Here is a 13437-nt window from a genome sequence, read left to right on the forward strand (position 1 = left end):
TCGCGTCAGCCAGCCGGTCCGGCGGGCTGCGGTTCGGCCGGTGCCCGCTTCTTGAACACCTTGACCAGCCCGATTGCTCCGGCCAGCGCGAACAAGCCGTAACAGGCGAGCAGCGCGGGCGGCGTGTCGCCGGTCAGGGCGTCGCCGAGGACGACCACGGCGACCGTGCCGGGCACGCTCCCGAGCAGCGTACCGGCCAGGTACGGGACGAGCCGCACAGAGGACACCCCGCAGAGGTAGCTGAAGGGCGCGAACGGCACCACCGGGATCAGCCGCAGTGACGTGATGGCGAGGACGCCGCCGCCGGAAAGGCGGTCGTTGACCGTTTTGACCGCGGACCGGTGCAGGTGCCGGGTGACCAGGTCGCGGCCGAGCAGGCGGGCCAGTCCGAAGGAGAGGCCGGCCGCGATGGTGGTGGCGACCAGGCCGATCGCGATCCCGGCCGCGGTGCCGACGAGCAGGCCGGCGGCGAGGTTGAACACCGTCCGCGGGACGGGCGCCACGGTGAGCAGCGAGTACGCGACGAGCAGCACGAGCGGGGTGGCGGGGCCGGTGGCCGCGGCCCAGGCCTGCAGGTCGGCCGGGCCGGGGATCGGCAGCAGCACCGCGGCCGCCGCGAAGGCGGCGAGCACGGCGAGCGCGACGATCAGTTTGGTGCGGCCGGACACCGTTCGAGCCTACCGGCCGGGGTGCGGCGGGCGGCCCGGGCGCAGTGAATGACTCATTCCTGGCGTCGCATGCAGTGAATGAGTCATTCACTGCATGCGGGTGCCGCTAGCGTGGCCGCATGCCCAAGAACGGTGACCCGGTCGAGTACGAGGTGGACGGGCGCACGGTCCGCGTCACGAGCCCCGACAAGGTGTACTTCCCCCAGCGCGGCATCACGAAGCGGCAGGTCGTCGAGCACTACATCACGGTCGGCGCGCCGCTGCTGCGCGCGATCGGCGAGCGTCCGACGACGCTGAAGCGCTACGTCGACGGCGTCGAAGGCGAGTGGTTCTACGCCAAGCGCGTGCCGAAGGGCGCGCCCGAGTGGGTTTCGACCGCCGGGATCACGTTCCCGTCCGGCCGCAAGGCGGCCGAGGTGTGCCCGACCGAGCCGGCGGTGTTCGCGTGGGCGGCCAACCTGGGCACGTTCGACTTCCACCCGTGGCCGGTCCGCCGCCCGGACACCGACCACCCCGACGAGCTCCGGATCGACGTCGATCCGCCGGACCGGGCGGGCTTCGCGGACGCGGTCGAGGTGGCGATGGTGGTCCGCGAGGTCCTGGCGGACGCGGGGCTGACCGGCTACCCGAAGACCTCCGGCGGCCGCGGGGTGCACGTGCTGGTCCGCATCCGCCCGGAGTGGGACTTCATCGCGGTCCGGCACGCGGTGATCGCGCTGGGCCGCGAGGTCGCCCGGCGCATCCCGGAGAAGGCGACGATCAACTGGTGGAAGGAGGAGCGGGAGGGCCGCGTGTTCCTCGACTACAACCAGGCGGCCCGCGACCGGACGGTGGCTTCGTCCTGGTCGGTCCGCGGCACCCCGCGCGCCACGGTGTCGACGCCGCTGACGTGGGACCTGCTGGGCGAGGTGGACGCGGACGACTTCGACGTCCTGACGATCCCGGCGTTCCTGGAGAAGCACGGAGACCTGCACGCGCCGATGGACGCCTCGCCGTTCGGCCTGGAGACGGCGCTGGAGTGGTACGAGCGGGATGAGCGGGACCACGGGCTGGGGGAACTGCCGTATCCGCCGGACTACCCGAAGATGCCGGGGGAGCCGAAGCGGGTCCAGCCGAGCAAGGCGCGTCCCGAGTGACCTCACGGCCTGCGGCAGTGCCGGTGTAACCGGAACCACAGCATCGGCGGAAATGGTTGTCATTCTGCGCCGAATGTCCCAGCGGGTGATGCGGCGAGTGATCACGCAAACGCCCGCTGTCGCCTTTCGGGTCACAAATGTTGCACGGCCGATCTCCATGTCACGATCTTGGTCTCCGACGGCGTAACGTGCGGTCCCGGATCGACGACTCCCCCGGGCCATCGGGGGGGGGTCCGAGGAAGGAGGCCGTTCGTGGACGACCTGATCGCTTTCCTCGCGGCGCGCGTGGGCGCGCGGCAGGCGTTGATCATGCAGGCCGTCAACAAGGCGAAGGCCGGCGAGGTGATGAACCGCGGCGAGACGAAGGTCGCCGTGGAGCAGAAGATCCGCGGGCTCACCGACCTCGAGCTCGACGTGGTCAACCAGATGATCAACGAGATCGAGGCGACCCGGCGGATCCTGCTCGCCCATCGCACGACGGTGTCGGAGAAGGTCCCCGGGTTTCCGCTCTACGGCAGCGAATACTGGTGTGAAACCTGCCACGTGCCAGCCGACGAGGCCGGCTCCAACTGGTGCCTCACGCTGCGCCTGCTGGCCCTGCCCTACGCCGACCACCCGGAGTACAGCGAGCGCTGGCGGCCCTGACGGGAATCCCGTCACGCGCACGGCGTTGCACCGGAAGTGACGCTGTTCTCCGTGCTCGATCGCTCGCCCGTGCGGCGGGACCGCGGGCCCGCGCAGGCGCTGCGGGACACCGTCGCCTTCGCCGCCCGCGTCGAACGGCTGGGCTACCACCGGTTCTGGGTGTCCGAGCACCACGGCGTGCCGGGCGTCGCCGGGTCCGCGCCGACCGTGCTGGCCGCCGCCGTCGCAAGCGCGACGAGCCGCATCCGTGTCGGCACCGGTGGCGTGATGCTGCCGAACCACCGGCCGCTGGTCGTGGCGGAGCAGTTCGGCGTCCTGGAAGCGCTTCACCCGGGGCGGATCGACATGGGTCTCGGCCGGTCCGTCGGCTTCACCGGCGGCGTCCGATCGGCGCTGGGGCACGGCAAAGAGGACGCCGACGACTTCGGCGCCCAGGTCCGGGAACTGCTCGGCTTCTTCACCGGGGGATACGCATACCCTGGCGTGCACGCCTACCCGGCCGAGGGGCTGCGCGTGCCGCCGTTCCTGCTGGCCACCGGCTCGGGCGCGGACCTCGCCGCGGAGCTCGGGCTGCCGCTGGTGATCGCCCCGGTGCGCGGCGAACGAGCCCTGGCCGAAGCCGTGACGCGCTACCGGAACGGGTTCCGGCCGTCCGGGTGGGCGCGCGAGCCGTACGTGGTGGTGTCGGCGGCGATCGCGGTGGCGGACTCCGCGGCGGACGCGCGCCGGCTGCTCGTCTCGGAAGCCTGGGCGACGGTGTATTCGCGCTCCCACGGCGTCTTCCCGCCCCTGGACCCGCCCGCCGACATCCTCGCGGCGCCGATGAGCGACCGCGAGCGCCGGCGGCTCGAGGAGACTTTGGACGGTCAGATTTCGGGCACGCCCGCCGAAGTGGCGGACCGGCTGGGGCGGTTGGTGGCGGTCACCGGCGCCGACGAAATCCTCGCCACGACCGCCGCCTACGACCAATCCGCGCGGCTCGATTCCTTTGCCGCGTTGGCCGAACTGACGGGGAAGCGTGAGCCCATTTCCTGATATTCGGATATCAGGTCAAGGAATTTCGGTGCCGTATTCCGGTGCTATGATTCCCCGGTGACTGCCGGGTCGGCCTCGAGCCGTGAGCAGACGGGGCACCCGGCTGTGCCGTGACCTCCGGGCGGCCCCGCGGGCCGCCGCCTCCTCGCGCGGATCTCCCTGATCGGGACGTGCGCGGGAAGGAGGTGAAATCGCATGACCCCATGGCAGGAGTTCTTCGAGGCCCACGCCGAGGGCAGCGTCCTCGACGGCGTCGTGGCCCGTGTGCTGCCGTTCGGCGCGTTCGTCGAGGTCGCGGACGGCATCCACGGCTTGCTGGTGACCGACGCGGCACCGGAAGCCGGGACACGGCTGCCCGTCCGCATCGAAGCCATCGACGTGGAACGGCGCCGATTCAGCCTGGTGAAGGCGTGAGGTGAGCCGGGTGAGGCAGGGCGCCCTGCCTCACCCGAGCACCAGCGGCAGCCGCGCGGTCAGGTCGCCCAGTGCTTCACGCTCGGCGTCCGTGGGCGCGCGGCGGCCCGTCGCCACCAGCAGGACGTCCTCGTCCGGGAACGACGGCGGGAACTCCGCCCCGGCGATCTTCTCCAGCATCACCCGCGTGCGCGCCAGGCCCTCGGCGGGCGGGCCGGCCGCCGACGGCACGTGGGCCACCAGGTCCAGGTGGTGCAACGTCCACTCCAGCACGTACGCCGACAGGTAGTCGCCCACCGTCAGGACCATGTCCTGCGTCGACACCCGCTCTCCCGGGTCCGCCAGGTCCGCCGCGCGGCCCGCCGCCGAGCCCACGTCGTCCAGGTGGAACTTCAACAGCGCCGGGTCCTCGTACGCCGCCGCCAGGCGGACGATCAGGGCCGACAGCGGGTCGTCGCCCGACGGCAACGTGCCGGAGACCGCCCAGTACGTGATCGCGTCGTGCGTCAGGGTCGAGGAAGCCGGGGTGGCCAGCGTGATCAGCACGTCCTGCGCGTCGATCACCAGGTGGCAGACCAGGTCCCGGACCAGCCAGCCGCGGCAGCCCGACGGCTTCGCGAACTCCGCGTCGGGAAGGGAAGCGACCGCAAGACGCAACGCCGCCCACGTGCGCGAAAAGAGATCCACGGGCGCGAAGCTAGCAGGGTCACAGCCGCAGCTGCAGCTGGGTGAGCAAGCGCTGCGCCGGGTCGTCGAAGTCGACGCCGGACACCTCGGCCGCGCGGCGGACCCGGTAGCGGACCGTGTTCGGGTGGATGTTCAGCACCCGCGCCGCCGCGCGGACGTCGCCGAACGCGTTCAGCCAGGCCAGGACCGCCGGCACGAGGATGCCGCCGTGCTCGGTGTCGTGCTCCGCCAGGGTCGTCAGCCGCGGGTCGCGGATGCGCGGCTGCGCACCCAGGAAGGCCAGCACCTCCGACAGCAGCACTTCGGCGCGGACGTCGGCCAGCGAGGCGACGTCGGCGGCCCAGTGCCCGCGCGTCATCGCCGCCAGGACGCGGTCGGCGTCGCCGCGGGACGCCGCCGCCTCCGACAGGCGGGGTACGACGCCGCCGAGGGCCGCCCGCACCGGGACGTCCAGGTGCCGGCGGGCCGTGGCGGCGATTTCGCGGGCCAGCGCCAGCACTGCCGCGTCGGAGTGCTCGGGCAGGTCCGGCAGCAGCGCGTAGACGCGGCCGCCGATCACGCTCACCAGCGCGCTGCGCCGGTAGGCCGCCGTGTGGACGGCGATCAGGTGCACGAGTTCGGCTCGGCGCAGCTGCCGGTTGTCCGAACGCTCCAGCGAAAACGCCAGGACCTGCGCCGGCCGGGCCGGATCGGCGCCGATGTCGTCGGCGACGGACTCCGCGTCCAGCCGTCCTTCCAGCAGGCTCGCCAGGAGGTCTTCGCGCAGCCGCAGTTCCGGGCTCGGCAGCGTGCGGGCCCGGATCAGCTGCGGCGCCAGGGTGCGGCTCGCCCCGAGCAGCGCCGTCTCGGCGCTTTCGGTGAGCGGCTGGGCGCCCTCCTGGACCCAGATCGTGCCGAGCGGCTGCTTGCCCGCGTGGATGCCCGCCGCGATGCGGCGGCGGATGCCCAGCTCGGGCCGTTCGTCGATCCGAACGATTCCTTCCCCGGCCCGCAGCCGCTGGTAGACGCCCCATTCGCGGAGCATCGCGAGGTAGCGCTCCGGGCCTTCGCGGCCGAGGATCGACAGCCGCCGCAGCTCGTCGACCTCGTCGCCCGCCCGCGAATACGCCAGCACCCGGTTCGCCGTGTCCTCGATGCTGACCAGGCCGCCGGTGAGCGTCGCAACCGTCTGGGCCAGGGCGAACAGGTCGCCGAGCACTTCGCCGCCGGCTGCTTCCCCGCCCGCGCGGGCGGCCTCGACGACGCCGCGGGCCAGCGATTCGACCTGCTCCCAGCGCGCCTCCGCACCGACCGTGAGCAGCGCGACGCCCGCGTCGGCGGCGACGTCGGCCCCGGTCGCGCCCTTGACCGCCACCGCGGCCGCACCGCCGCGCCCGGCCGCGCGGATGGCCGGGGCCGCCGCCCGGCCGCGGGCGCCGATCACCAGCACCAGGTCGCCGGGGGACGCCTCCAACGGGTCTTCGGGGTCGAGGATCACGACGTCCGTGACGTCGACGCCGAGGCCGTGCGGCGCCACGACGACCTCGACGAGCGGCTCGCCGAGCGTCGCGAGGACGTGGCGCAGTGACGTCACAGCAGTCTTATTCGATCGGCCAAGATCATACGGGCGATTTTAGCCGATCGAACAAGCCTGGGGCGCGTGTCCGGAGTTACCGTTCGGGGCACTTGGACAGAAAGCAGAGGAGCCGCCGTGGACGCCGTGACCCAGACCCCCGCCCCGAAGAACGAGCCGGTGCTGACCTACGCGCCGGGCAGCGCCGAGCGCGCCGAGCTCGAGGGTGCGCTGAAGCGGCTGGGCCAGGCGGAACCGGTCGACCTGACCGTCACCATCGGCGGCGAGCAGCGCCCCGGCGGCGGCGAGAAGATCGACGTCGTCCAGCCGCACCACCACAAGCACGTGCTGGGCACCATCCACAGCGCGACGCAGCAGGACACCACCGACGCCATCGCGGCGGCCGCGAAGGCCGCGCCCGAGTGGCGCGCGCTGTCCTACGACGACCGCGCCGCGATCCTGCTGCGCGCCGCCGACCTGCTCACCGGCAAGTGGCGCGCCACGCTCAACGCCGCCACCATGCTCGGCCAGTCCAAGACCGCGACCCAGGCCGAGATCGACGCCGCCTGCGAGCTCGCCGACTTCTGGCGCTTCAACGTCGAGTTCGGCCGCCGCATCCTCGCCGAGCAGCCGATCAGCTCGCCGGGCGTGTGGAACCGGATGGAGCACCGGCCCCTGGAGGGCTTCGTCTATGCGATCACGCCGTTCAACTTCACCGCGATCGCCGGCAACCTGCCCACCGCGCCCGCGCTGATGGGCAACACCGTGCTGTGGAAGCCGTCGCCGACGCAGTCGTTCGCCGCCCACCTGACCATGCGGCTGCTGGAAGAGGCGGGCCTGCCGCCGGGCGTGATCAACCTGCTGCCCGGCGACGGCAAGGCCGTCTCCGAGGTCGCGCTGACCCACCGCGACCTGGCCGGCATCCACTTCACCGGCTCGACCGCGACCTTCCAGCACCTGTGGGGCACGGTCGGCGCGAACATCGCGGGCTACCGCGGCTACCCGCGGCTGGTCGGCGAGACCGGCGGCAAGGACTTCGTGCTCGCGCACCCGTCCGCCGACGTCGACGTCCTGCGCACCGCGCTGGTCCGCGGCGCCTTCGAGTACCAGGGGCAGAAGTGCTCCGCCGCTTCGCGCGCGTACATCCCGCGCAGCGTCTGGAACGAGCTGAAGGACGGCCTGGTCGCCGAGACCGAGGCGCTGTCCTACGGCGACGTCACCGACCTCTCGCACTTCGGCGGCGCGGTCATCGACCGGCGCGCGTTCACGAAGCACGCCGACCTGTTCGACCGGGTGCGCGGCGACGCCTCCGTCGAGGTCCTCACCGGCGGTACCGCCGACGACAGCGTCGGGTACTTCGTGCAGCCGACGATCCTCGTCTCGGACAACCCGAAGCACGAGATCTTCTCGACCGAGTACTTCGGGCCGATCCTGTCGGTGTTCGTCTACGAAGACGGCGGGTTCGACGACGTCCTGAAGCTGATCGACTCCTCCGCCGCGTATGCGCTGACCGGCGCGGTGATCGCCAACGACCGCACCGCCGTCGCGAAGGCCTCCGAGGCGCTGAAGTTCTCCGCGGGCAACTTCTACGTCAACGACAAGCCGACCGGCGCCGTCGTCGGCCAGCAGCCGTTCGGCGGGGCGCGGGCCTCGGGCACCAACGACAAGGCCGGTTCGGTCTTCAACCTGCTCCGCTGGACGAGCCCCCGCTCGATCAAGGAGACCTTCGTGCCGCCGACCAGTGTCCGCTACCCGCACCAGGGCTGAGAGGGAGACCGTCATGTTGCGTGCCCCGCTGCTCGCCGCCGCCCGGTCGAAGGGCATCCGGCGGCTCGTCGAAGCCGTGCCCGCCACGCGATCCGTGGTGCGCCGGTTCGTGGCCGGGTCCGAGACTGCCGACGCCGTCCGCGTGGCCCGGGAACTGGCCGCGGACGGCCGCCGGATCACCCTCGACCACCTGGGCGAGGACACCACCGACGCCACGCAGGCGGCGGCGACCGTGGCGGCCTACGAAGCCGTGCTGACCGCGCTGGCCGCGGAAGGCCTGGCCGAGGGTGCGGACGTGTCGGTGAAGCTCTCGGCGGTCGGGCAGTTCCTGCCGTCGGACGGCGAGGACGTCGCCTTGGAGAACGCGCGGAAGATCTGCGCGGCGGCCGAGGCGGTCGGCGCCACCGTGACGCTCGACATGGAGGACCACACCACCACGGACTCCACCCTCGGCATCCTGCGCGAGCTGCGCGGGGAGTACCCGTGGGTGGGCGCGGTGCTGCAGGCCTACCTGCGCCGCACCGAGCAGGACTGCCGGGAGCTGGCCGGGCCCGGCTCGCGCGTGCGGCTGTGCAAGGGCGCCTACGCCGAGCCGGAGTCCGTGGCGTTCCCGGAGAAGTCCGAAGTGGACAAGTCCTACGTCCGCTGCCTGCGCGTCCTGATGGCGGGCGAGGGCTACCCGATGGTGGCTTCGCACGACCCGCGGATGATCGAGATCGCCGCCGCGCTGGCCGAGGAGCACGGCCGCACGGACGACGACCACGAGTTCCAGATGCTCTACGGCATCCGGCCGGAGGAGCAGGCGCGGATCGCGGCTTCGGGTGCGCGCATGCGCGTCTACGTGCCCTACGGCGACGAGTGGTACGGCTACTTCATGCGGCGGCTGGCCGAGCGCCCGGCGAACCTGGGGTTCTTCCTCCGCGGCCTCGCGACGCGCTCCTGAACATGACGAAGGCCGCCCCGCGGGGCGGCCTTCGTCATGTGGTGGTGGTCAGGCCTGTTCGGCCTCGGCTTCGGCGGCCTTGCGCTTGACCTCGGCCATGTCGACCTCGCGGGCCTGCTTGATCAGGTCCTCGAGGGCGGGCTCGGGGAGCGCGCCGGGCTGGGCGTAGATCAGCGTCTTGTCCCGGATGATGGCCAGTGTCGGGATCGAGCGGACGTCGAACGCGGCGGCGAGCTGCTGCTGCGCTTCGGTGTCGACGCTCGCGAACACGATGTCCTCGTGCTTCTCGGAGGCCTTTTCGTAGACCGGCGCGAACTGGCGGCACGGCCCGCACCAGCTCGCCCAGAAGTCGATCAGGACGAACTCGTTGTCGTTTACCGTCTGGTCGAAGTTCTCGGCAGTCAGCTCAACGGTGCTCATGCCCTGGTCAACGATCCGGGCGCGGCGGGAATTCCCGGGGCCGGGGTAGCGTCTCACCCGAGCAACCGTACGAGGAGGAACACGATGGCCGACGGCGAAATCCTGGGCCGGATCGACGAGCTGATCGCGGAGGAGCACGAGCTCCGGTCGCGCTCGGTCGGCGTCGGGCTGAGCGGCGGCGACAAGGACCGCCTCACCGCGGTCGAGCAGCAGCTCGACCAGTGCTGGGACCTGCTCCGGCAGCGGCGCGCGAAAACGGAGTTCCACGAGAACCCGGACGAGGCCGCGGCCCGGCCGGTCTCCGAGGTGGAGTCCTACCGCCAGTAGGCGCGAGCGGCCGCCCCGGGCGGGGCGGCCGCGAAAAATCTTCTCCGGCGATGTCGAAATGCCGGAACCGGCTTCGTCCCCGGGGTGGAAGCGGCCAGAATGGGCCGTCACACACCGAGGGAGCACCACGATGGCGAAGTACCTGCTGCTGAAGCACTACCGCGGCGCGCCGGCCCCGGCGAACTGCGACACGACCATCGACCAGTGGACGCCGGACGAGGTCGCGGCGCACATCCAGTACATGCAGGACTTCGGGGACAAGCTCGTCGCCACCGGCGAATTCGTCGAACACCAGGCGCTCGCCCCGGAGGGGACGTTCGTCCGCTACGACGGCGAGGGACGGCCGCCGGTCACCGACGGCCCCTTCGCCGAGACCAAGGACCTCATCGCCGGCTGGACGGTGATCGACGTCGACAGCTACGAACGCGCCCTCGAGCTGGCCGGGGAGCTGTCGGCCGCGCCCGGCCCGGGCGGGCAGCCGATCCAGGAGTGGCTCGAGCTGCGCCCGTTCCTGACCGCGCCGCCGACCATCACGGAATGACGGGGAACACCATGGTCCTGCCACGGCTGGAGCACGTCGGCATCGTCGTCGGGGACCTCGAGGCGGCGAAGGCGTTCTTCGTCGAGCTCGGGCTCGAGGTGGAGGGGGAGATGACGGTCGAGGGCCGCGCGGTCGACCGGATCGTCGGGCTGGACGGCGTCCGGTCCGACATGGCGATGATGCGGACGCCGGACGGCCACGGGAAGCTGGAGCTGATCCGCTACCGGAGGCCGGCGGGGCCGGGCGGGGACCCGGAGGCGCCGTCGAACGCGCCCGGCCTGCGGCACGTCCTGTTCGAAGTGGCGGACATCGAAGACGTCCTGGCGCGCCTGCAGCCGCACGGCGCCGAGCTCGTCGGCGAGCTGGTGCAGTACGAGGAGAGCTTCAAGCTCTGCTACGTCCGCGGTCCGGAGGGGATCATCGTCGAGCTGGCCGAGCGGATCGGCTGAGCCGTGGACGAAGCACTGGTCCGGAGCCTCACCCCGGGTGTCCTGGGTGCCCTCGTCCGCCGCGGAGCCGATTTCGCGGCGGCCGAGGACGCGGTCCAGGAAGCGCTGGTCGAGGCGCTGCGCGTCTGGGCGTCCGACGGCGTCCCGGCCAACCCGAAGGGCTGGCTGGTCACCGTGGCGTGGCGCAAGTTCCTCGACGCGACCCGGGCGGACGCCGCCCGCCGCAAGCGCGAGGACGTCGTCGAAGCCGAGGTGGGGCCCGGGACGGCGGCGGCCGTGGACGACACGCTCCAGCTGTACTTCCTGTGCGCGCACCCGTCGCTGACGCCGTCGTCCGCGGTGGCGCTCACGCTGCGGGCCGTCGGCGGGCTGACCACCCGGCAGATCGCGCAGGCGTACCTGGTGCCCGAGGCGACCATGGCGCAGCGGATCAGCCGCGCCAAGCGGACCGTGTCGGGGGTGCGGTTCGACCAGCCCGGCGACGTCGCGACCGTGCTGCGCGTGCTGTACCTGGTCTTCAACGAGGGCTACTCCGGGGACGTCGACCTCGCCGCCGAGGCCATCCGGCTGACCCGGCAGCTCGCGGCGGCCATCGACCACCCCGAGGTGGCCGGGCTGCTCGTGCTGATGCTGCTGCACCACGCCCGGCGCGCCTCCCGGACGACGGCGTCCGGGCGGCTGATCCCGCTCGCCGAGCAGGACCGGACCCGGTGGGACACCGCGCTGATCGCCGAGGGCGTGGCCATCCTGCAGCGGGCCCTGTCCCGCGACCGGCTGGGCGAGTTCCAGGCCCAGGCCGCCATCGCGGCCCTGCACGCCGACGCCCAGGACACCGCGGAGACCGACTGGGTGCAGATCGTCGAGTGGTACGACGAGCTCGTCCGCCTGACGGGCAGCCCGATCGTGCGGCTCAACCGCGCGGTCGCCGTCGGCGAGGCGGACGGCCCGCGGGCCGGGCTGGCTGCGCTCGCGGAACTGGACGACACGGTGCCGCGCTACACCGCGGTGTCGGCCTACCTCCACGAGCGCGACGGCGACCTGTCGACGGCGGCGAAGCTCTACGCCGAGGCGGCCCGCAAGGCGTCGAGCCTCCCCGAAGCCGACCACCTCACCCGCCAGGCCGCCCGCCTCAACACCGCCCGGTAACCGGCGTGCGCGAAGGGTCGACACGCGTGATCGAGGAGTCGACACGCGTGATTGAAGGGTCGACACGGGGTCAGGGCCCGTGTCGACCCCCCAATCACGTGAGATGACTCCTCAATCACGTGAGATGACCCTTCAAGCACGGGGTCAGGCGGGGCAGAGGGTGCCGTCGGCCGGGATCTTGCCGTCGATCAGGAAGGCGCGGGCCGCGTCGGTGACGCAGGGGGAGGCGCCGAGGGCGCCGTGGCCCGCGCCCTGCCAGGTGATGGTCACCGCGGACGGCATCTGGTCGGCCGCGCGGGTGCTGCCGACCTGCGGCGTGACCGGGTCCGTCGCGGTGGCCGCGACCAGGATCGGCGGGACGCCGGGCGCGCCCGGCGGCGGCAGCGGCTCGGTGCGCACCGGCCACGGGCCGCACCAGGCCAGCTGCTGGGCGATGACCGCGCCGAACTGCGGGTACTTGCCGCGCATCCCGGCCACGACCTGGTCGAGCTGGTCGGCCGAGAGCCGGGTCTGGCTGTCGTTGCAGCGGGTCGCGATCGTGGCGTCGATCCGCGACGGCTGGGCGCGCGTGTCGTGCAGCACCGGCGCGGCGAACGCCGAGAGGGCGCCGATGTCCCCGGAGCGCGCCGCGGTGATCGCGTCGGCCAGCTCCGGCCACCGCGAGCGCTGCGAAAGTCCCGTGTAGACGGCGTACATCGCGACACCCGGGCCGAACACGACGCCCTCGTCGGTCGACGGCGGGGTGCGCCGCAGCTGGTCGGTGAGCGCGGAAAGCGCGGCCTTGGGGTCGCCGAGGGCGCAGTGCCGCGACGCGCAGTCCGCGGCGAAGGCGTCCAATGTGGACTGCGCGCCGGCGGCGACCGCGTCGAGGACCGCGGCCGTGTCGGCGCCCGGGTCCGGCACGCCGTCGAGGACCATGCGCCCGACCTGGCCGGGGAAGCGCACCGCGTACTCGGCCAGCACCTTCGAGCCGTCACCGTGGCCGAGCGCGTCGAGCCGCTCCATGCCGAGTTGCTTGCGCAGCTCGTCGAGGTCGCCCGCGCCGCGCCAGCTGTCCAGCGCGGTCTGGGAGTCGTCCAGCTCGATGGCGCACTGCTGGCCCGCCTTGCGGGCCGCGTCCAGCACCTCGCCCAGGCCGCCCTGCGCCGGGTCCGCGTCGACGAGGTCGTGCCGGGTGTCGGCGGGGACGCACTGGGCGGCGCCGGAGAGCCCGGTGCCGCGCCGGTCCAGGCCGATCAGCGAGAACTTCTCGAGGAACGCCGGCGGCAGCGTCGCGGCCAGCCGCGCGGCGTACACGGTGCCCGGGTCGCCGTCGACGTCGTTGACCACGACCAGCGGCACCGGCCCGCTACCGACCTTCAGCGCCAGCAGCCGCACCAGCGAGCGCCGCGGCTCGCCGGGGGCGTCGAGCGGCGCGGTGACGCGGGCGCAGGTGAAGTGCAGGCCGTCCGGGACGCCGGGGGTGCCGATGCGCTGGCGGGCGTCGTCGTCGCAGTCGGCCCACTTCAGCGTCGGCGACTGCGGCTCGCCCAGCGGCGGCAAGGGGACCCCGGGCGTCCGGGCCGGCGTGCTGCCGGTCGTCTTCCCGTCGTTCTCGACCAGCGCCGGGCGCACCGACGGCCCCGCGGCGCAGCCCGCGGCGGCGGTCAGGGCGAGCAGCGCGGCCAGGAGACGGGTACGGCGGCGGCGCACGGGCGTGTCCTCACG

15 protein-coding genes are annotated in these 13437 nt (G+C 72.8%); 10 read left to right on the forward strand and 5 right to left on the reverse strand.

Translation table 11 applies throughout. From position 1 onward, the window contains the following. Positions 1–5: 5 nt before the first annotated feature. Positions 6–668 carry a TVP38/TMEM64 family protein gene (locus tag ISP_RS14010; protein ID WP_013224523.1) on the reverse strand — a complete coding sequence of 221 codons (663 nt, stop codon included), beginning with the start codon at positions 666–668 and terminating at the stop codon, positions 6–8. 119 nt (positions 669–787) lie between these two features. Between ISP_RS14010 and ISP_RS14015 the strand changes: the two genes are divergently transcribed. The 4 genes from ISP_RS14015 to ISP_RS14030 all read left to right on the forward strand — a co-directional run bounded on the left by ISP_RS14015 (position 788) and on the right by ISP_RS14030 (position 3898). Then, the gene (locus tag ISP_RS14015) at positions 788–1804 is read left to right on the forward strand and encodes a DNA polymerase domain-containing protein (RefSeq protein ID WP_013224524.1); all 1017 of its coding nucleotides are present in this window, start codon (positions 788–790) and stop codon (positions 1802–1804) included. A 252-nt stretch (positions 1805–2056) separates the two neighbouring features. After that, complete coding sequence (locus ISP_RS14020) at positions 2057–2449, forward strand: DUF6221 family protein (RefSeq protein ID WP_013224525.1); 393 nt, start codon at positions 2057–2059, stop codon at positions 2447–2449. 36 nt (positions 2450–2485) lie between these two features. Then, on the forward strand, positions 2486–3484 hold the full coding sequence (locus ISP_RS14025) for an LLM class flavin-dependent oxidoreductase (RefSeq protein WP_013224526.1): 999 nt from the start codon (positions 2486–2488) through the stop codon (positions 3482–3484). 195 nt (positions 3485–3679) lie between these two features. Beyond that, on the forward strand, positions 3680–3898 hold the full coding sequence (locus tag ISP_RS14030; RefSeq protein ID WP_013224527.1) for a S1 RNA-binding domain-containing protein: 219 nt from the start codon (positions 3680–3682) through the stop codon (positions 3896–3898). 30 nt (positions 3899–3928) lie between these two features. Here the strand turns inward: ISP_RS14030 and ISP_RS14035 are convergent, their stop codons facing one another. Together ISP_RS14035 and ISP_RS14040 are read right to left on the reverse strand one after the other, a co-directional pair. Beyond that, positions 3929–4585, reverse strand: a complete 657-nt coding sequence (locus ISP_RS14035; protein ID WP_014466853.1) for a maleylpyruvate isomerase N-terminal domain-containing protein — start codon at positions 4583–4585, stop codon at positions 3929–3931. Positions 4586–4604: 19 nt separating this feature from the next. Further along, positions 4605–6158, reverse strand: a complete 1554-nt coding sequence (locus ISP_RS14040) for a PucR family transcriptional regulator (RefSeq protein ID WP_013224529.1) — start codon at positions 6156–6158, stop codon at positions 4605–4607. Positions 6159–6275: 117 nt separating this feature from the next. Here ISP_RS14040 and pruA point away from each other — a divergent pair, with 117 nt between their 5' ends. Then, positions 6276–7904: an L-glutamate gamma-semialdehyde dehydrogenase gene (gene pruA / locus ISP_RS14045; RefSeq protein ID WP_013224530.1), complete on the forward strand. Its 1629-nt coding sequence runs from the start codon at positions 6276–6278 to the stop codon at positions 7902–7904. 13 nt (positions 7905–7917) lie between these two features. Next, positions 7918–8847 carry a proline dehydrogenase family protein gene (locus ISP_RS14050; RefSeq protein ID WP_013224531.1) on the forward strand — a complete coding sequence of 310 codons (930 nt, stop codon included), beginning with the start codon at positions 7918–7920 and terminating at the stop codon, positions 8845–8847. A 48-nt stretch (positions 8848–8895) separates the two neighbouring features. On the opposite strand, the gene trxA is transcribed toward ISP_RS14050, so the two are convergent. After that, the gene (gene trxA, locus ISP_RS14055; protein WP_013224532.1) at positions 8896–9267 is read right to left on the reverse strand and encodes a thioredoxin; all 372 of its coding nucleotides are present in this window, start codon (positions 9265–9267) and stop codon (positions 8896–8898) included. Positions 9268–9351: 84 nt separating this feature from the next. Here trxA and ISP_RS14060 point away from each other — a divergent pair, with 84 nt between their 5' ends. The 4 genes from ISP_RS14060 (at position 9352) to ISP_RS14075 (ending at position 11730) form a co-directional block, all read left to right on the forward strand. Beyond that, a complete protein-coding gene (locus ISP_RS14060; protein WP_013224533.1) occupies positions 9352–9594 on the forward strand; it encodes a DUF2630 family protein in 243 nt (80 codons plus the stop codon). A 130-nt stretch (positions 9595–9724) separates the two neighbouring features. Then, entirely contained in the window at positions 9725–10135 is a 411-nt protein-coding gene (locus ISP_RS14065) for a YciI family protein (protein ID WP_013224534.1), read from the forward strand. An 11-nt stretch (positions 10136–10146) separates the two neighbouring features. Then, a complete protein-coding gene (locus tag ISP_RS14070; RefSeq protein ID WP_013224535.1) occupies positions 10147–10584 on the forward strand; it encodes a VOC family protein in 438 nt (145 codons plus the stop codon). Between the two features lie 3 nt (positions 10585–10587). Then, a complete protein-coding gene (locus ISP_RS14075; protein ID WP_013224536.1) occupies positions 10588–11730 on the forward strand; it encodes an RNA polymerase sigma factor in 1143 nt (380 codons plus the stop codon). 144 nt (positions 11731–11874) lie between these two features. Here ISP_RS14075 and ISP_RS14080 read toward each other — a convergent pair whose 3' ends face one another. Next, the gene (locus ISP_RS14080) at positions 11875–13422 is read right to left on the reverse strand and encodes an alpha/beta hydrolase (protein ID WP_013224537.1); all 1548 of its coding nucleotides are present in this window, start codon (positions 13420–13422) and stop codon (positions 11875–11877) included. Between the last annotated feature and the right edge of the window lie 15 nt (positions 13423–13437).

It is taken from the genome of Amycolatopsis mediterranei, assembly GCF_026017845.1.
Taxonomy (GTDB): domain Bacteria; phylum Actinomycetota; class Actinomycetes; order Mycobacteriales; family Pseudonocardiaceae; genus Amycolatopsis; species Amycolatopsis mediterranei.